The organism is Rhizobium sp. NXC14 (assembly GCF_002117485.1).
Lineage (GTDB): Bacteria > Pseudomonadota > Alphaproteobacteria > Rhizobiales > Rhizobiaceae > Rhizobium.
In genome coordinates, this window is sequence record NZ_CP021030.1 from 3,092,826 (window position 1) to 3,112,100 (window position 19,275).

The following is a 19,275-nucleotide window of genomic DNA, read 5'->3' on the forward strand; positions in this document are numbered from 1 at the left end:
TCTCGCTACGGTGAATGGGCCGTCTCAGGGCCTGACGCGCCGCTCGCGTCGCCCTTGAATCACCTGAGCCCACCTAACGGGATGACATTTAAAGCCTGATTAACCACGATCGCCGGTACCGGACAGCAAAGCTTTCTTGCCTTTGGATTTCCGGCCATGGTTGCGCGATCCGCCTTGACCCTGTTCACCGTTTCAACAAGTCGAACGGTGATTCCCACATTTTTTGTTCTCGTCAAGCTTTTCCAGCAAAAAAGCCCGCGAAAACTCGGAAAAAGCCTTATCCACAGGCTTTGAACCGCGGCTGCGATTGCGAACCTTATTTAAGAAGCAGCAAACAAAAGACAAGGGCGGCCGGAATTTTGCCCGCCGCCCCAGTTGTTCCGGCCATTTTTTGCAATTGTGCCGACGGTATATTCGCCCGATCCGGGCAAACATTGGCTAACGAGCTTGGCCGTCGTAAGGCGTCACCTTCAGCGCGCCGAGATCGATCGCGGGAATGCAGCGCAGATTGATCGAAGCCATCGCGGCACCGTTCGGCGCCACGCCCTCGCCGAAGGGGGCGATGCCGCAATTGGCGCAGAAATAATGCTTGATGACGTGCCGGTTGAAAGTATAGGTCGAAAGATCGTCTTCCGGTGTCCTCAGCACCAGTTTCTCGCGCGGGACGAAAGCGAGAAGTCCTCCCCGCCTGCGACAGAGCGAACAGTTGCAGTCCAGCGCCTCGGTGAATTCGCCTTCGACCTCGAAAGCAACGTTGCCGCAATGGCAGCTTCCCTCGTAGAGCATGTCGTCTTCCCTCACATCCAGTCCATCACGACCTTGCCGGAATTGCCCGACCGCATCGCCTCAAAACCATCGCGGAAATCGTCGATCTTGATGCGATGCGTGATGATGGGCGAAAGGTCGAGGCCGCCCTGCACGAAGGCGATCATCTTGTACCAGGTTTCGAACATCTCGCGGCCGTAGATGCCCTTGAGATTGAGCATCTTGAAGATCACCTTGTTCCAGTCGATCTCGAAGCCCGCCGGCGCGATGCCGAGGATGGCAATCTTTCCGCCATTGTTCATCTTGTCGATCATGTCGCGGAAGGCGGGCGCTGCACCCGACATTTCGAGCCCGACATCGAAACCCTCCGTCATGCCGATCGCCTTCATCACGTCGGCAAGGTTTTCGCGCGAGGCGTCGACGACATGGTCGATGCCAAGCTTGCGCGCCAGATCCAGACGGTGCGGATTGATGTCGGTGATGACGACCTTGCGGGCGCCGGAACGCTTGGCAACGAGTGCTCCCATGATGCCGATCGGCCCGGCGCCGGTGACGAGCACGTCCTCGCCGACAAGATCGAAGGAAAGTGCGGTATGCACGGCATTGCCGAACGGATCGAAGATCGCGGCGATCTCGTCTGAAATATCGCCCGGGATCGGCACGACATTGCTTTCGGGAATGCAGACGAACTCTCCGAACGAGCCCGGCCGGTTGACGCCGACGCCGAGCGTGTTGCGGCAGAGATGCCCCCTGCCCGCCCGGCAGTTGCGGCACTTGCCGCAGACGATATGCCCCTCGCCGGAAACGCGCTCGCCGACATGATAGCGGGTGACCGCCGAACCGATCTCGGCGATCTCGCCGGAAAATTCATGGCCGACGACCATCGGCACCGGAATGGTCTTCTGCGCCCACTGGTCCCAGTTCCAGATATGCACGTCGGTGCCGCAGATTGCCGATTTCTTCACCCGGATCAGCACATCGTTCGGCCCGACCTCCGGCACCGGCACATTCTCCATCCAAAGCCCGACCTCGGGCTTCGACTTGACCAGCGCCTTCATCATGTTCGACATTCAACTATCCCACCTTGCTTGGCGCAGACTTCGCTATTCCCTCTTCTCCCCAGCGGGGAGAAGGTGCCCGTAGGGCGGATGAGGGGGCCACACGGCACACCGCTCAAATCCAATATTGTTTCTCGCTTACCGCTCGAAACCTCGCTTCGCTCACCCCCCTCATCTGTCCTGACGGACATCTTCTCCCCCCTGGGGAGAAGAGGAAGCAAGCCCCGCTCAAATCACCCCCAACTCCCGCCCGGCCTCGGCAAAGGCTGCAATCGCCCGCTCCACATCCGCCCTCGAATGCGCCGCCGACATCTGCGTGCGGATGCGGGCCTGGCCTTTCGGCACCACAGGGAAAGAGAAGCCGATCACATAGATCCCCTTCTTCAGCATCAGACTTGCCATGTCCTGCGCGAGCTTGGCATCGCCAAGCATGACCGGGATGATCGGATGGCCTTCGCCGGCAAGCTTGAAGCCGAGCTTGGTCATTTCAATACGAAAGAGATCGGCATTGTCGGAAAGGCGCTTGCGAAGGGCATCACCGTTTTCGATCAGGTCGAACACTCTCAGCGAGGCAGCGGCGATGACGGGGGCGAGCGTATTCGAGAACAGATAGGGCCGCGAGCGCTGCCGCAGCCATTCGACGACCTCCGCCCTGGCTGAGGTATAACCGCCTGAAGCGCCGCCGAGCGCCTTGCCGAGCGTTCCGGTGATAATGTCGATGCGGCCCTCGACGCCGCAATGTTCCGGCGAGCCGCGGCCGTTCTTGCCGACGAAGCCGACGGCGTGGCTGTCGTCGACCATGACCATCGCGCCATATTTCTCGGCGAGATCGCACACCCCCTGCAGATTGGCGATGATGCCGTCCATGGAGAAGACGCCGTCGGTCGCAATCATCTTGAAGCGGCTGCCTTCGGCTTTTTTCAGCTCTTCTTCCAGCGCTGCCATGTCGTTGTTGGCGTACCGGAAGCGCCTGGCCTTGGAGAGACGCACGCCATCGATGATCGAGGCATGGTTCAGCGCGTCGGAGATGATCGCATCCTCTTCGCCAAGCAGCGTTTCGAACAGGCCGCCATTGGCGTCGAAGCAGGAGGAATAGAGGATCGTGTCTTCCATGCCGAGGAAGGAGGAAATGCGTGCTTCAAGTTGCTTGTGCTCCTCCTGCGTGCCGCAGATGAAGCGCACCGAGGCCATGCCGTAGCCATAGCGGTCGAGCGCCTTCTTGCCGGCCTCGGCCAGCTCTTCGTTATCAGCAAGGCCGAGATAGTTGTTGGCGCAGAAATTCAGTACCCGCTCGCCGGTGGAAATCGCAATCTCGCCAGCCTGCTTGGAACGGATGACCCTCTCTGACTTGTAGAGGCCGGCATCTCTGAGCGCCGAAATCTCGGCCCGGAGATGAGAAAGAAATGGCGAGGTCATGGGCGGCCCTTCCTGACGTTTTTTATAGCAATCGGGTTAGCATATCGCTGCTTGCTTGTCTTCTCGCTGCGCCAAAATCAGCGAGCCCGTTCAATCCTTGTTGTGCGAGAGAATGATCTCCAGGAAAGTGTCGCCATAACGCTCGAGCTTCGATTGCCCGACGCCCGATATGCCGAGCAATTCCTTGCGGCTGCGCGGCCGTTCCGTCGCAAAGGCAATCAGCGTCGTATCGGGAAAGACGACGTAAGGCGGCACGCCGAGCGATTTGGCGATCGCCATGCGCTCGGCTCTCAGCGCCTCGAAAAGCGTGCCGTCGGCGCCCGACAGGCCTGACTTGCGCTCGCTGCGCTCGGCCTTCTTCGTACGCCGTTCCGATGCCGGCCGGTCCTTGCGGAAGAAGACCTGCCGTTCATGCTTGAAGACGGCGCGCGCCTCCGGCTCCAGCTTCAGCGCCCCATAGGCCTCATGATCGATACGGATCAGCCCCATGGCGAGCAGCTGGCGATAGACGGATTGCCAAGTCCGCGCCGGAATGTCCTTGCCGGCGCCGAAGACCGGCATATCGACATGACCGAAACGCTCGGTCTTTTCGTTGACGTTACCGACCAGCACATCGATGACATGACCGGCGCCGAACCGCTCGCCGGTGCGGTAGACCGCGGCCAGCGCCTTGATCGCCGCTTCCGTGCCATCCCAGGTCTCGACTGGCTTCAGGCAGGTGTCGCAATTGCCGCATTGGCCGGCATGCGCCTCGCCGAAATGGGCAAGGATCGCCTGCCGGCGGCAGGAGGCGGTTTCGCAGATCGCGAGCAAAGAATTGAGCTTGGCGCGCTCAACCCGCTTGATTTCGTCTGCGGCGTTGCCCTCATCGATCATGCGGCGGCGCTGGATAACGTCGGCCATGCCATAGGCCATCCAGACCTCGGACGGCAACCCGTCTCGGCCGGCGCGCCCGGTTTCCTGATAATAGGCCTCCACCGAACCCGGCAGGTCGAGATGGGCGACATAGCGCACATTCGGCTTGTCGATGCCCATGCCGAAGGCGACGGTGGCGACCAGGCACAGATTCTCTTCTTTCAGGAAAGCATCCTGATTGGCGTCGCGCAGCGCCCGGTCCATGCCGGCGTGATAGGGCAGTGCGCGGATGCCCTTCCCGTTCAGCCAATCGGCCGTATCCTCGACCTTGGCGCGCGACAGGCAATAGACGATGCCGCTGTTGCCCTTATGGCCGGAGAGGAAGCGCAGCAGCTGCTGGCGCGGCTGGTCGCGCTGGACGATTTCATAGGCAATATTCGGCCGGTCGAAGCTGGTGGTGAAGATTTCGGCCTTGCCGAGCCCCAGCCGCTCGATGATATCGTCACGCGTGTGCGGGTCGGCCGTTGCCGTCAATGCCACGCGGGGAACGCCGGGATACTGTTCACCGAGGCGGCCGAGCTCGCGATATTCCGGGCGGAAATCATGGCCCCATTGCGAGACGCAATGGGCCTCGTCGATCGCAAACAGCGCAATCTTATCACTGGCGATTAGCTCGCGAAAACCGTCCGTCAGGATGCGCTCGGGCGTGACGTAGAGAAGGTCGAGCTTTCCAGCCGAAAGCGCACGGCGAACCTCGACGAACTCTTCGCGCGACAGCGACGAATTGAGTGCCGCAGCCCTGATGCCGAGCTGCTTCATCGCCTCCACCTGATCGCGCATCAGCGCAATCAGCGGCGAAACGACGATGCCGACGCCGTCACGGCAAAGCGCCGGGATCTGGAAGCAGAGCGATTTGCCTGCACCTGTCGGAAAGAGCACCACGGCATCGCCGCCTGAAACCACGTGCTCGACCACCTCCTGCTGCTTGCCGCGGAAGGAGGAATAACCATAGACCTGCTTCAGGACGTCGAGAGGCGAGCGGCCGGCGGGAAACAGCGCATCGGAAACGAAAAAACCGGGCTCCTTGCGTTCGCTGAGCGGCATCAGTGGTTCGCCGCCCCTTTGACACGGCCGGAAAGCACGCCGAAGCCGTCGATAATCGCCTCCTGGTTCTCGAGGCGTACGCCTTCGAGATGCACTTCCTGCTGCGCCCGTATCAGCTGAATGATCGCCTCGCCGTCGCCGGCTTCGGTCGCCAGCGCAATCTCGCGTTCGAGTTCCATCTTCTGCCGGCGCAGCGCCTTCGCCCGTTTGTGGAAGGCGAGCGCCTGACGATAGCCTTCACGAGCATCCTCCATCGCCGCCTCCTCGGTCGCCGTCCAGAGCCTCGCATTGCGCACCTGCTGGTCGAGACTCTTGATGAGCGGACCGAAACCTTCGAATTCCAGCCGCTCAGTCAGATATTCGCGCGTCAGATGCGGACCGGCGACGGCAGCGGCTGCGCCAAGCATCGCCGACCAGAGCCGTTGCAGCTCGCGGCTGTCATATTCGATCGCGGCGATTTCATCATAATCATCGATCATCAGGGCCGGATGATTGACGATGGTGAGCGCAAGCACGCTTTCGCGCAACGCCGTATTGTCCCGGTGTCCGCGCACCGGGCCTGAGCGGGCGAGCCGATCGGAAATCAGGCTGGGGCTTTTCGGTCCTGCCTTGGCCGCTTTGTCGAGGGCGCTCCGGGGGCTGCTGCTGAAACCGCGCCGCCCGCCGCTGTTGCGGTTTTGGAACTGCGGCTGGAAGAAGGCATTCAGCCGGTCGCGAATATCCTGCTGGTAATGACGGCGCACATTCTCGTCGGCGATGACGGCGACGAGCTGCTTCAGCCGCGCTTCGAGCTCGGCGCGCGCCTCGGGCGTATCGAACTTGCCGGTGTTGATCTCCCGGCTCCACAGCATCTCCGAAAGCGGCTTTGCCTGGCTCATCACCTTGTCGAAAGGCGCGCGGCCCTCGTCGCGCACGAGGTCGTCCGGGTCCTTGCCGTCAGGCAGAAGCGCGAAGCGGACGGAACGGCCGGGCTTCAGACGCGGCAGCGCCAACTCGGCGGCGCGATTGGCGGCGCGAATGCCGGCGCCGTCGCCATCGAAGCAGAGCACCGGCTGCGGCACCATCTTCCAGAGCAGCTCGAGCTGGTTTTCGGTGAGCGCAGTGCCGAGCGGCGCAACGGCGTTTTCGATACCCGCCTGATAGAGCGCGATCACGTCCATATAGCCTTCGACGGCGATGATGGTGCCGCTCGCATTGTCATCCTGATCGCCGCGGCCGGGACCCTGTATGGCGCGGCGCGCGCGGGCGAAATTGTAAAGGACATTACCCTTGTGGAAGAGCTCAGTCTCGTTGGAGTTCAGATATTTCGCCGGCGCATCTGATGACATGGCGCGGCCGCCGAAGGCGATCACCTTTTCCCGGGACGAAAGAATCGGGAACATGATGCGGTCGCGGAAACGGTCGTAGGAGACCGGCACGTTTTCATGAACGACAAGGCCGCAGGCCTCGATCTGCTCCTTGGAGACGCCCTTGCCCGCGAGGAATTCCTTCAGCGCATTGCGGCTGTCAGGCGCATAACCGAGACGGAAGGTCTCGATGGTACGCCCCGTCAGCCCGCGATCGCGCAAATAGGCGCGCGCCTTTGCGCCATTGGCCGTCTGCAGCTGGTCCTGGAAGAAGCTGGTCGCCATTTCCATGACGTCGATCAGCGAGCCGCGCTCCTTCTCGCGCTTCTCCATCGCGGCATCGGCAAGCGGCATCGGCACGCCGGCCATGTCGGCGATCTGCTGCACCGCCTCGGGAAAACTCAAGCCCTCCAGCTCCGTCAGAAAGCGGAAGTGATCGCCGGTGACGCCGCAGCCGAAGCAGTGATACCGACCCTTTCGGTCCTCGCAGTGGAAGCTCGGCGATTTCTCGCCATGGAAGGGGCAGCAGGCCCAGTAGTCGCCCCGCGAGACATTGGTCTTACGCTTGTCCCAGCTGACGCGGCGCGCAATCACGTTCGAAATCGGAACGCGGTCGCGGATCTCATCGAGAAAGGTGTTCGAAAAGCGCATTTATCCCTCTTGGCCAAGCTCCATATAAGCTGCTTTGCCGCGCCATGCCACGAAACTCGTCAGGAAAACCCGCTATTCACAGGCAAGTGCACCGACGTCGGCGGCGTCAGTTATCCAATCAAAAACTCGTGACCGACCACTGCGACAGGGTGCGACATTATTGTCGCCGAACGTCTCTGAAGCCGGGCACTGCAGGCGCTTCGGCATGAGCGGGATCGTTCGGCTGAGTTGAATTAAATCTTTCCAAAACAGTCACTTATCGCAGCCGCCGCTTGGGCGTCCTCATCCTCGCGGCGCTTGTCGAACCTTCGCTTCGAAGCCTCTCGAAGCGCCTTTTCCGGCAATCATTATTTTTTTGTAATTTGAACAGACGGCCGCACCGCAATAGGTTTGATCTCAACAAAGCGATCCCCGAGCGAAGCACCATCCCTACCCCCGGCGCCGCTTCGCAAGGGTGCCTTTGCAAATACCCTCCGGCTTGGGCCTCAGCCCTGCGTTGCCGGCGGAAGCAAAGAGCAAGAAGGCAGGAGCGCCCCCAGCTCCTGCCTTCTTAAATTTTAGGCTCAGTTGCCAACTCTCCCTTTAAAATTAACCGCTTATCGACGGAACCGTTGACAGACGGCGCGTGAATGAAAGATGTTGCGCCGAACTCCTGGACCCTTCCCAATGGCTTTCACCGCGGAAAATCTTGCAGCAGACGATCGCTTTCTCGCTGCGATCCTCTATTGCGCCAATCAACTGCTTGCGATCTATCGCGAGAGCCCGCGCATCGCATCGATTTTCGCCGCGCAGCAGCGCTGGTTGATGGCCCATGCCGGCTTCGCACTTCATTACGGTCATCCCGACGACGGCCAGAGCGGTGGCCTTTATTCCGGCCGCTTTGTCGATTTCGCAGTCAAGAATGACATCGCCAGCCGCAACACGGCCGCGGCCTTCATGCAGGAAATGCTGGCCTATCGTTTCTTGCGTGTGGGGCCTGGACCTGACAAGCGCACACGCTATCTGGAACCGACCGAAATCGCCGAACAGCATTTCATCCGATGGCTCGTCACCCATATGATGATCCTCGACAGCCTCGACGGCGGCGAACGCGCCGACCAGATCACCGCCGACCCCTCCGCGACAATGGCTGCGATTCAGCCGCGGATCGCAAGGGCGATCATCGGCAGTGAGTCCGTGCGCAATCCGGGCCCCACCTTCAACCTCTTCAACTGGGCGAATTCCGGCGGACTGGTGATGGATTACCTGATCTCCCGCCTTCCGCAATTTCCTCGGGCGGCCGAGCGCGTCGTTATCGGCCCACTGTCGCTCCGGGAGCTCCGCGAGCAATTCATGATTTCGAATACCCATCTGAAGCGGCTTCTGACCCAGGCCACGACCATGGAAAGCGTCGGCTGGACAGAACCTTCGCGCAAGGGCGACTTCTGGCTGTCCCGGCGCTTTATCCTCGAATATTGGAACTACCAGGCGGCGAAGTTTGCGATCGTCGATGCCGCCGCCGAGGCCGTGCTCGGACCTGCGGTCGGTGAAGAGCCGCAGGCGAGACGGGCCATCTGAGGCTTATCCGTTCAAAAGCTCCTTGACGGTTGCCGATGCCTTGGCGAAATCCATCTGGCCGGCATAACGCTCCTTGAGCGCCGCCATCACCTTGCCCATGTCCTTGACGCCGGCAGCACCCGTCTCGGTGATAATCGCCGAGATATTGGCGCGCACTTCGCCGTCGGAAAGCTGCTTCGGCATGAAGTCCTGAATGACGGCGATTTCCGCACGCTCCTTGGCAGCGAGCTCCGGTCGGGAATTCTCCTCATAGATCTTTGCCGATTCGTCGCGCTGCTTCACCATCTTGGCGAGGATCTGCAGGATCTCGTCGTCGCTCGCCTGCTCCTTGCCGGTACCGCGATTGGCAATGTCGCGGTCCTTGATCGCCGCCTGAATCAGCCGAACGGTCGACAGCCGCTCCGAATCCTTGGCCTTCATCGCCTCTTTCAGCTGGGTGGCGAGTTGATCGCGCAGCATGTCTTCACTCCTTTTTTGATGCCGCTTCATAAACCACGCCGATGCGACGGATCAAATAAATTGCGCCATCGGCGCGATAAAGCGCAAGAAAACGGCCGCAATCCCGGCTACAAAGATTGACGCTCAGCGATTGCGTGGCTATTTACCGCCACCTGCACCAAAATTCGTGATCAGGCCTGAAGCGCGCGGCATTGCCGTGCCCACACGTCTGCGAGATCAAATGGCGACGAGCGCGGCTAAGCGCATCGGCCGCCGGAAACGGGATGAAGATGACCGCAACAGCACCCTGGACAACCGAAAAGCCGACCGCTTTGCTCGTTCTTGCCGACGGCACAGTGATCGAAGGCAAGGGCATCGGCGCCACCGGCAAGGTCCAGGCTGAAGTCGTCTTCAACACGGCGCTGACCGGCTACGAAGAGATCATGACCGACCCCTCCTATCTCGGCCAGATCGTCACCTTCACCTTTCCCCACATCGGCAATATCGGCACCAACGACGAAGATATCGAGGACCTGACGCCTGCCGCCCGCCACGGCGCCGTCGGCGTCATCTTCAAGGCCGACATCACCGACCCCTCGAACTACCGCGCCGCCAAGCATCTCGACCAGTGGCTCAAGGCCCGCGGCATCATCGGCCTTTGCGGCATCGACACGCGTGCGCTCACCGCCTGGATCCGCGAGAACGGCGCCCCGAACGCGGTGATCGCCCACGACGCCAACGGCGTCTTCGACATCGAGGCGCTGAAGGCCGAAGCCAAGGCCTGGAGCGGCCTGGAAGGTCTCGATCTTGCCAAGATCGCCTCGTCCGGCCAGTCCTCACAATGGGCGCAGACGCCGTGGGTCTGGAACGAAGGTTACGGCGAACTCGGTGCGGCGGATGCGAAATATCACGTCGTCTGCCTCGATTACGGCGTCAAGCGCAACATCCTGCGCCTGTTTGCCGGCCTCGACTGCAAGGTGACCGTCGTGCCGGCAACAACGAGCGCCGAAGACGTGCTCGCCTTGCAGCCGGACGGTATCTTCCTGTCGAACGGTCCCGGCGATCCAGCGGCAACCGGCGAATATGCCGTTCCTGTCATCAAGACGCTTGTTAAGACCGATATCCCGGTCTTCGGCATCTGCCTCGGCCATCAGATGCTCGGCCTCGCCTTGGGCGCCAAGACCGAAAAGATGCACCAGGGCCATCACGGCGCCAATCATCCGGTCAAGGATCACACGACGGGCAAGGTCGAGATCGTCTCGATGAACCACGGCTTCGCGGTCGACTCGAAGTCGCTGCCCGACGGCGTTGAAGAGACTCATATTTCGCTTTTCGACGGCACCAATTGCGGCCTGCGCGTGCTCGGCAAGCAGGTCTTCTCCGTCCAGCACCATCCGGAAGCCTCCCCCGGCCCGCAGGACAGCCACTATCTCTTCCGCCGCTTCGTCAACATGGTGCGCGAGAAGAAGGGCGAACCGGCGCTTGCAGAGCGCTAGTTTCAAGAAGTGCCGGTTTCGCAAACTCTGTTAAACCGGCAGCCACCAACGTAATGTGGCATCTCTTGAATCTTGAAAGACAGCTATCAGAGAAAGGACCGCTATCTGCCCATAGCGTCTTTTTTCTTTGTTGAAGGATAGGGCTGCTTTGCGCCGCAAGTAGAGGGCGACTTCGCAGCTTCCTGAAAGCAGACCTTGATGGCAGATTGCGCTGGAGGTGGTGGTTACGCCGGCACCGGCTGTTGTTCATCTTCCGCCGAAATGGCGAACAGGTTCAAGATCGGGCATTGATCACTCATCATTGTACGACACCGGCCTTGCGTAGCCCCTCCATGGCGAGGTCGAAATCGGCGGGGTTCTTGAAGGGCAAGACTTTGCGGCGGTATTCCAAGGAGAAGTCGGGATTAACGCGCAGCACCTCTTGCCACGTCGCCCGAGCCTCTTCGAACCGGCCGAGGTGTCCGTAACAGGCGGCCAGAAGCGCGCGAGAGACGTCGGTGACGGGATTGCGGCTCACGCGCTGCACCAACAATTCAACGGCCTCTTCGTACCTTCGCAGTTGAAACCAGGCCCAGGCCTGAAAGTGGAGAACGACATCCGGAAAATACGGGTTCAAGATCCTCGCCCGATCGAAACAGGCGAGTGCCTCGTGAGATCTGCCTGAATAGAGAAGTGCCTCGCCGAGGCTGACCTGCCCTTCGGCGAAGTTCGGGTTGAGGCCTATCGCACGCTCGGCCTCGCCGATGGCTCTATCGTGCTGCCGTGAGTAAAGCCTGACGACACTCAATGCCCAGTGCGCCACGGGGTCGCTCTCATCCCGCGCCACCGCCAGCATCGCAGCCTCTTCGGCCTGCTGGAGCGAGCGTTGCGGCGACGCGCTCCACCGGTTCAGGTAGTCGAGCCCATGGGTAAGGGCGAGAAAGGCATGTGCCGAGGCGAAGTTGGGGTCCAGTTCGACGGCATGTTGCAAAAGATCGCGGGCGTCGCTGTTCGTTTGCTTCGTCAGCCGGTGCCACAGCTCCCGGCCACGCAGGAAGCAGTCATAGGCCTCGGGGTGACCGGTCTGGCCCGGCACCAGCCTTTTCCGATCACCTTCTGTCAGGTTGACCGCCAGTGCGTCGACGATCTGCTGCGTGACATCGTCCTGAACCGCGAAAATGTCGGTCAGGTCTCGATCGAACCGCTCCGCCCATAGATGCCCGCCGGTGGTCGCGTCGATGAGCTGCGCGGTGATGCGTACCCTGTTGCCTGATTTGCGCACACTGCCCTCAAGAACATGCCGCACGCCGAGCTTCGTGCCCACCTCCTGCACATGGACGTTCCTGCCTTTGAAGGTAAATGACGAATTGCGGGCGATGACGAAGAGCTGCGACAACTTCGATAGCGCCGTGATGATGTCTTCCGAGATGCCGTCGGCGAAGTAGTCCTGTTCGGCGTCACCGCTCATGTTGGCGAAGGGCAGGACGGCGATCGACAGCTTCGGCGACGTTGCCCTCGCAGGTGGACTCGTTGCGGTTTCCGAGGTGGCGGCTGCCTTGGTCCCGACGCTGCCGACTTGCAGCGAATAGACGCGGATCGGTTCGGCAATGTTCTTGAGTAGCGTGCTGCCGAGATCGCTGACCGAGAGGTCGAGCCTCGCCTTGACTTGGCGATAGGCATCCTCGGACAGGCAGATCGCGCCTGCCGCGGCGACGCCCTCCAATCGCGAGGCGATGTTGACGCCGTCGCCCATCAGATCGCCATCGCTTTCCTCCACGACGTCGCCCAGATGAATACCGATCCGAAACTCGATGCGACGGTCCTGCGGCACGCCGTCATTGCGCTCCAGCATACCGTTCTGCACCTCAATGGCACAGCGCACGGCGTCCACCACGCTGCGGAACTCGACCAGCGCACCATCGCCGGTGCGCTTCACCACCCGGCCATGGTGCACGGCGATCGTCGGATCGATGAGATCGCTGCGCAGTGCCCGTAACCTCGCCAGGGTGCGGTCCTCATCGGCGCCGGCAAGCCGGCTGTACCCGACCACGTCTGCGGCCAGGATTGCAGCCAGCTTTCGGTTCTCGCTCATGGCGCGGTCTCCTCACTTCCAGGATAGCAGGGAGACAGAAGGCAAGAAAGAACTTCTAGCCGCGGCTTGGAGCGATCTTGGCTGAGATCGACTTGTCCAATCGCTCATCGACGCACCCAACGTTGAAGCTGCACGCAATGCCTGCTCTGTCGTTACTTGAAGCCGAGCCAGCAACCGCTTCTGGCGCACCGTTGCATCAAGCTTGGACAATGTCCCCGAAACAGGAAAGGAATGGACATTCGACCGGCCCCTGCCCTTTCACTATTGACCTCAACCATGCTTGAGGAATTACAGAACAACCCGCAGATCCGATGCAGGAGATATAGATGAGCGGAGCTTTCTATCGTGTCGACAAGTTCATCGTGCCGGCGGCGGCGCGTGAGGAATTTCTTGTCAAAGTGATGATGACCCACAAGCTGCTGGAGGCACAGGAGGGCTTCATCGATCACCGGGTGCTGGAGCAGGTCTCAGGTCCCGGCGAATTCAATTTCGTTACCATCGCCGAATGGAAAAATACCGAAGTCGTCGAGCGTGCGCGAGCAGCCGTGACGGCCGCCCACAAGGCCGCAAATTTCGATCCGCAGGAAATGTTCTCGCGTCTCGGCATTCGAGCCGATATCGGCAGTTACAAGCCTGTCGCGGCCTGAGGGAAAGGACGCCGGCTCAGACGCCGGCGATCGCGCCCTCCCGGCGAACGAGAAGATAGAAGCGTCCGCAGAGCATGGCGGCGGCCGCCGCCAGCCCTACGAGGAAGCCGAACCAGATGCCGATGCCGCCCAGACCCAACGGAAAAGCGAAGGCCCAGGCTAGGAAGAAGCCAATCGGCCAGTAAGCTATCAGCGCCATGATCATCGGCACGCGCGCGTCCTTCAGGCCGCGCAGCAGTCCATTAGCGATCACCTGCAGCCCGTCGACCAGTTGGAAAAGCCCGGCAACGACGATCAGCGGCCCGGCATAGGAGAGCACCTCGGGCGCCTCGGGCGAACTGACGTCGAGGAACCAGCTGCCGAGGAATTGGGGCATTGTGGCAAAGAGCACCGAGCCCACCGCCGAAATGGCGCAGCCGAGGATGAACACCATGATCGAAGCCCGCACCAGCCCGTCATAATCGCCCTGCCCGTGGGCGACGCCCACGCGCACCGTCGCCGCTTGGCTGAGGCCTAGCGGGATCATGAAGGCGATCGAAGCCCATTGCAGGGCGATGCCGTGGGCGGCGAGTTCGATCGTGCCGATATAGCCCATCAGCAGCGAGGCCACCGTGAACAGGCTAACCTCGGCAAGGATGGTGACGCTGATGGGGAAACCGAGCCGGATGACTTCCAGCAGCGCATGCCAGTCGGGCTTCCAGAACCGCACGAAGATCTCGTAGCGGCGCGTCTCCTCCCGCCTCTGCACGAAGGCAAGGATGAAGAGGAAACCAGCCGTCTGCACCACGACCGATACGATCGCCGCACCCTCGAGCCCCATCGCCGGAAAGCCGAAATGGCCGAGCACGAGGGCATAGGCGAAGAACGCGTTCATCACCAGCGTCACGATGGTGACGTTGAGAATGATGCCGGCCTTGCCGATGGCGCTGACCAGCGCGCGCATCACGTTGAAGAGCAGTGCCGGCAGCACACCGAACTGACCGATCATGATATAGCCATGCGCGAGCTTGACTACCTCTGGCTTCTGCTGCGCGAAGAGCAGGATTTGTTCGGAATAGAAGAAGGCGGGCTGCATGACGGCCCAATATCCAATCACCACCCACAGACCCATGCGCAGCGATCGGCGCACAGAGACGACGTCGCCGCGGCCATAGGCCTGCGCCACCATCGGAATGACGGCGATGGCAAAACCCGAACCGAAGATGAGGATGGTGAAGAGGAATTGAGCCGACAGCACCATCGCTGCCAGATGCTCGGCGCCGAGGCGGCCGACGATCATCACGTCGGTGGTATTGATGCCGAGCTGAGCGAGCTGTGCGCCGATTAGCGGAATGCCGAGCGCCAGTGTTGCACGAAAATGCGCACCCCAACGATTATCGTTTGTCGGCGCAAGGCTGCGCGCGTCGATCGGCGTGTCCATGACACCAGTCCTGTGATTGAGATCTGCAACGCCGCGTAGTGGCGCAAAAATATCACTCGGGCTTAAATCAAAGCCCCGCAAAGAACTACCCCAAAACAGGCAGATGATGAAAAATTCATCATACCATCACCATTTCTGATCGGTTCAGCCCACACCTTCCAGCGCCTCGGCCGGCTCCCCGGCTCGAACCCTCGTGAGGAATACCCCGGCGGCCACAACAATGAGCACAGCAGCCGTGAGATACGGCGCACCGGCAAAGGTGACGGGCGCCTCAGGCCGCGTGAAATAGCCGAACATTTGCGTGAAGATCAATGGCCCGACAATGGTGGTGATGCTGCTGAGGCTGGTCAGCGCGCCCTGCAACTCGCCTTGCGCCGAAGGCGGCACCTTCCCGGCGGCAATGCTGCGCAGCGCCGGATCGGCGACGTTTTCGATGACGGTCGCCACGATGACGACATAGACCACCCAGCCCTCCCAGGCGAAGGCATAGCCGGTCAAGCCTGCAGCCGAGAAACAGAGGCCGAGAAGCGCGGTCTTCCACTCGCCAAGCACAGGCACGATCCGCGGCAGGACAAGGCCCATGACGAGCGCAGCACCGATGCCGTAAATGCCGAGCGACAGGCCGATCTGGCCCTCGCTCCAACCGTAGCGGTAGGTGGAGACGAAGGACCAGACCGAGGGATAGACGGCATGCGCCAGGAAAAACAGGAACATGACGAGGCTGACCCCGCCGATGCCAGGGTAATGGCGCATCTGGCGCAGCGCGCCGAGGGGGTTGGCGCGTTTCCACTCGAAGCGGCGGCGGTTCTTCGCCTCCAGCGTTTCCGGCAGCAGAAAGCAGGCGGCGATGAAATTGAGAAGCGACAAAGCGGCAGCGCCGAGGAAGGGTACGCGTGGGCCGAATTCCCCGAGGAATCCGCCAATGACAGGGCCGATGGTAAAGCCGACGCCGAAGGCGATGCCGATCAGTCCGAAGTTCTTCGCGCGGTTCTCCTCCGTGCTGATATCGGCGATATAGGCCGAGCAGGTGGCGAAGCTGCCGCCGCTGATGCCGGCAAGCACGCGGCCGACGAACAGCATCCAGAAGCTGGTGGCGATGCCGCAGATGAAGTTGTCGATGGCGAAGGTCAGCACCGAAAGCAGAAGGATCGGCCGGCGGCCGAAGCGGTCGGACAGGTTTCCGAGCAACGGCGCGAACAGGAACTGCATGCCGGCATAGACGAGCATCAGCCAGCCGCCGTCGATCGCCGCATCGCTGACGCTGCCGCCGGTCAGCTGCTCCAGATAGGCGGGCAGCACCGGCATGATGATGGCGATGCCGATAATGTCGAGGAAGAGGATGACGAAGACCAGGAAAAGGCCGCGGCGAACGAATCTCGGATCAAGCATGAGGCATCTCTACAGCAGCTGTTTCTGAAAAGACGATCTCCGTCGCCGGAAAGTGACATAGCTCAGAAAAGAAACTGAAACAATCGGTGAACATCCGGAAGCATCTCAGGAGTTCTACGGGAAAATCGTCAGGGCCTCAACCGGTAGACGCGCACCGTCGTTCCGGCGAATCGTAGCAATAAAACTCCCTTGCAATCGCCGCGGCATCCAGATCAATCCAAGCAGAACATTGTTCCCCTCATCGGCGCCCGCCGCCGCGACCGGTTGACTGAGGCGCTCGGTTCACTTGCGGTGGATCTGTCGGCAGAAGATTTCGCCGCCATTGAACGCGTCGTGCCGAAGGATGCGGCTGCGGGCGGGCGTTATCCGGAACATTTGCTGCAGCATATGGACAGTGAGAGGTAACGCGGGAGGATTTGAAGAGATTGCAAATGAACGCCTTGCTTTGCAGCCCCCTCATCCGCCCTACGGGCACCTTCTCCCCGAGGGGAGAAGAGGGAGTCGAGACGTCGTGGCAATCCCTTCTCCCCTCGGGGAGAAGGTGGCCCGAAGGGTCGCATGAGGGGGCTGCCCGGCAGGTCTGGAACCTCAAACTGGCCCCGAAAACGTATCACACGCCGTCAGTTGCCCGCTGTCGAAACCGCGCTTGAACCATCTGACGCGCTGCGCCGAGGTGCCGTGGTTGAAACTCTCGGGCACGACGTAACCTTGCGAGCGCTTCTGCAGCGTATCGTCGCCGATCTGCTGTGCGGCATTCAGCGCCTCCTCGAGATCGCCCGCCTCCAGGATACCCTTCTGCTGGGTATACTTGCCCCAGATGCCGGCGAAGCAATCGGCCTGCAGCTCGACGCGGACCGACATCTTGTTGGCCTCCTCCTCGCTCATGCGCTGACGGGCCTCGTTGAACTTCGGCAGGATGCCAAGCAGGTTCTGCACGTGATGGCCGACCTCATGCGCAACGACATAGGCTTCGGCAAAATCGCCGGATGCGCCGAAGCGATCGGACAACTCCTGGAAGAAGGCCGTATCGAGATAGACCTTATGATCTCCAGGGCAATAGAACGGACCGGTCGCGGCAGAGGCGAAGCCGCAGGCCGACTGCGTCTGGTCGGAGAAGAGTACGAGCCGAGGCTCCTCGTAATCCCGGCCCTGTGCCTGGAAAATGCCGTTCCAGGTATCCTCGGTCTCGGCAAGGACGGTCCGCACGAAAGCAGTCATTTCGTCATTGGCGGGGGTGCGGGCGCCGGATTCGCTCTGCTCGTAGCCGGGGCCGCTGGACATGCCCCCGGTGTCCAGCACCTGCATCAGGTCGATGCCCATCGCCTTGAAGATCAGATAGATGACGACGAGGAAGATGATCGTGCCAATGCTCAAGCCACCGCCGGCGCGGCGAACACCGCCGCCTGAGGGAAAGCTGAAACCACCGCCACGGCCAAAACCGCCGCCGGTGGGCTCGCCGCGACGATCCTCGACATTGTCGGACTGACGCCGGCCTCTCCATTCCATTTTCGTTCTCCCCGGCAATGCCCGTGCTTGCACTCAAGGAATTTATATAACCGCCAGCACGAGGAATTCCAGCGGCTTCGTCCGCCTGCAATACGGGCGGTTGAACCGCTCACTTTTTCCTCGGGCTTGGCTGCGCCGGTCCCTTTTGTCCGCCACTTTTGCCGCTGCCATGCGGCTTGCCCTCCCCCTGACGTGCTAGCTCACTATCCACGGTGTCCCGCGAGCCTTCTGCCGGTTCCTTGTCTTTTGGATCCATCATCACAGCCTCCAGTTTCTCGGCTCGAAAACTTCAGGGAGAGGATATTGTTCCGTCAGTTCGGTCGGCCGCAGCCATGCCTCAACATGCGTCCCATCACGTAAAGAAGATGCCTCAACCGCTTGACGAGACTCCCGCTTTCGCTCTTCCTGGTGAAAGGGGAGAATGCAGGAGGAGATGGCGATGAAGGCGGTGCGCCTGCAAGCGACAGGACAGTTGCAGCTTTGCGAAGTCGAAAACCCGATACCAGCCCCGGGTGAATTGCTCGTCCGGATCGAGGCCTGCGGCATCTGCGGCACCGACCGCCATGTCTTCCACGGCGAATTTCCGTCGAAGCCGCCGGTGACGCTCGGCCATGAATTCGCCGGCATCGTCGAGACCGTCGGACCTGATGTGACCGATTTCCGCCCCGGCATGCGGGTGACCGGCGATCCGAACATTTCCTGCGGCGGCTGCGGGGAATGCCGGCGCGGCCGAGTCAATCTCTGCCGGAACCTGCAGGCGATCGGCATTCACCGCGACGGCGGCTTTGCCGATTATGTCTGCATGCCGCAAAGCCAGGCCTTTGCGCTGCCGACCGATCTTGATCCGCTCCACGGCGCCTTCTGCGAGCCGCTCGCCTGCTGCATCCACGGCGTCGATCTTGCCGGGCTGCACGCCGGCGCCTCAGTCATCGTGCTCGGTGGCGGCGTGATCGGCCTGCTCACCCTTCAGTTGGCCAGGCTCGCCGGCGCGACTCGCGTCGTGCTGGTGACGCGCAGCGCCGAAAAACGACGCTTGGCCGAAATCCTCGGCGCCACGGCAACGGCCGATCCAGGCGACGGCGATATCGTTGCCCGCATCACCGCCGCAGACGGATTGCTGCCCGGCGGCGCCGACGTCGTCTTCGAATGCGCCGGCGTCGCTGAAACCATGGAACAGACGCCGCGGCTTGCCCGCCGCGGCGGCACTGCCGTCATTCTCGGCGTGATGCCGCAGGGGGCAAAAATCGAGATCGAGCCTTTTGACCTGCTGTTTCGCGAAGTCAGGCTGATAAGCTCCTTCGTCAACCCCTTCACCCATGGCCGCGCCGCCGATCTGATCGCCTCCGGCAGGATCAAGGTCGAGCCGTTGATCTCCCGCAGGATTGGGCTTGCAGAAGCCCCAGACGCGATCGTCAATCCGGCGCGCAGCGGCGAAATCCGGGCACTCGTCATCCCCGGCCGGGAATAGGCGTCCGCGCCGGTTCGAATTCCTGTCGATTCCGCGATTTATGGGGTTCCGTTTGCAAATACATTTGCCTATAAGCCGCTTCTAGCCT

The 19,275-nt window shown here is 61.3% G+C and carries 14 protein-coding genes and 1 pseudogene; 5 read left to right on the forward strand and 10 right to left on the reverse strand.

The window, feature by feature from the left end:
- Positions 1-438: 438 nt before the first annotated feature.
- The 5 genes from NXC14_RS15275 to dnaG form a co-directional block, all read right to left on the reverse strand.
- Positions 439-786 (reverse strand): GFA family protein, encoded by a 348-nt coding sequence (locus NXC14_RS15275; RefSeq protein ID WP_085778858.1) that lies wholly within the window; start codon positions 784-786, stop codon positions 439-441.
- Positions 787-797: 11 nt separating this feature from the next.
- On the reverse strand, positions 798-1,835 hold the full coding sequence (gene tdh, locus NXC14_RS15280) for an L-threonine 3-dehydrogenase (protein ID WP_085778859.1): 1,038 nt from the start codon (positions 1,833-1,835) through the stop codon (positions 798-800).
- 216 nt (positions 1,836-2,051) lie between these two features.
- Positions 2,052-3,239, reverse strand: a complete 1,188-nt coding sequence (locus tag NXC14_RS15285) for a glycine C-acetyltransferase (RefSeq protein WP_085778860.1) — start codon at positions 3,237-3,239, stop codon at positions 2,052-2,054.
- A 90-nt stretch (positions 3,240-3,329) separates the two neighbouring features.
- Positions 3,330-5,198 (reverse strand): DNA helicase RecQ, encoded by a 1,869-nt coding sequence (gene recQ / locus NXC14_RS15290; protein ID WP_085778861.1) that lies wholly within the window; start codon positions 5,196-5,198, stop codon positions 3,330-3,332.
- On the reverse strand, positions 5,198-7,195 hold the full coding sequence (dnaG, locus tag NXC14_RS15295; protein WP_085778862.1) for a DNA primase: 1,998 nt from the start codon (positions 7,193-7,195) through the stop codon (positions 5,198-5,200). Before dnaG ends, recQ begins: the two co-directional genes overlap by 1 nt.
- 666 nt (positions 7,196-7,861) lie before the next feature.
- Between dnaG and NXC14_RS15305 the strand changes: the two genes are divergently transcribed.
- A complete protein-coding gene (locus tag NXC14_RS15305) occupies positions 7,862-8,752 on the forward strand; it encodes a hypothetical protein (protein ID WP_085778863.1) in 891 nt (296 codons plus the stop codon).
- A gap of 3 nt (positions 8,753-8,755) precedes the next feature.
- On the opposite strand, the gene NXC14_RS15310 is transcribed toward NXC14_RS15305, so the two are convergent.
- On the reverse strand, positions 8,756-9,211 hold the full coding sequence (locus NXC14_RS15310; protein WP_085778864.1) for a GatB/YqeY domain-containing protein: 456 nt from the start codon (positions 9,209-9,211) through the stop codon (positions 8,756-8,758).
- Between the two features lie 269 nt (positions 9,212-9,480).
- On the opposite strand from NXC14_RS15310, the gene carA reads away from it, so the two are divergent.
- Complete coding sequence (carA, locus tag NXC14_RS15315; RefSeq protein WP_085780136.1) at positions 9,481-10,686, forward strand: glutamine-hydrolyzing carbamoyl-phosphate synthase small subunit; 1,206 nt, start codon at positions 9,481-9,483, stop codon at positions 10,684-10,686.
- Between the two features lie 298 nt (positions 10,687-10,984).
- Here carA and NXC14_RS15320 read toward each other — a convergent pair whose 3' ends face one another.
- Positions 10,985-12,757 carry an adenylate/guanylate cyclase domain-containing protein gene (locus tag NXC14_RS15320; RefSeq protein ID WP_085778865.1) on the reverse strand — a complete coding sequence of 591 codons (1,773 nt, stop codon included), beginning with the start codon at positions 12,755-12,757 and terminating at the stop codon, positions 10,985-10,987.
- A gap of 326 nt (positions 12,758-13,083) precedes the next feature.
- On the opposite strand from NXC14_RS15320, the gene NXC14_RS15325 reads away from it, so the two are divergent.
- Positions 13,084-13,404: an antibiotic biosynthesis monooxygenase gene (locus NXC14_RS15325; RefSeq protein WP_085778866.1), complete on the forward strand. Its 321-nt coding sequence runs from the start codon at positions 13,084-13,086 to the stop codon at positions 13,402-13,404.
- Positions 13,405-13,420: 16 nt separating this feature from the next.
- Here the strand turns inward: NXC14_RS15325 and NXC14_RS15330 are convergent, their stop codons facing one another.
- Both NXC14_RS15330 and NXC14_RS15335 read right to left on the reverse strand, forming a co-directional pair.
- On the reverse strand, positions 13,421-14,824 hold the full coding sequence (locus NXC14_RS15330) for an MATE family efflux transporter (RefSeq protein ID WP_085778867.1): 1,404 nt from the start codon (positions 14,822-14,824) through the stop codon (positions 13,421-13,423).
- 144 nt (positions 14,825-14,968) lie between these two features.
- Entirely contained in the window at positions 14,969-16,213 is a 1,245-nt protein-coding gene (locus NXC14_RS15335) for a TCR/Tet family MFS transporter (protein WP_085778868.1), read from the reverse strand.
- A gap of 225 nt (positions 16,214-16,438) precedes the next feature.
- On the opposite strand from NXC14_RS15335, the pseudogene NXC14_RS15340 reads away from it, so the two are divergent.
- Positions 16,439-16,618 (forward strand): annotated as a pseudogene (locus NXC14_RS15340) (aldo/keto reductase); the annotation flags it as partial.
- A 183-nt stretch (positions 16,619-16,801) separates the two neighbouring features.
- Here NXC14_RS15340 and NXC14_RS15350 read toward each other — a convergent pair.
- Positions 16,802-17,719, reverse strand: a complete 918-nt coding sequence (locus tag NXC14_RS15350) for a neutral zinc metallopeptidase (RefSeq protein ID WP_085778870.1) — start codon at positions 17,717-17,719, stop codon at positions 16,802-16,804.
- Positions 17,720-18,158: 439 nt separating this feature from the next.
- On the opposite strand from NXC14_RS15350, the gene NXC14_RS15355 reads away from it, so the two are divergent.
- Positions 18,159-19,187 (forward strand): zinc-dependent alcohol dehydrogenase family protein, encoded by a 1,029-nt coding sequence (locus tag NXC14_RS15355; protein ID WP_085780137.1) that lies wholly within the window; start codon positions 18,159-18,161, stop codon positions 19,185-19,187.
- Positions 19,188-19,275: the final 88 nt, after the last annotated feature.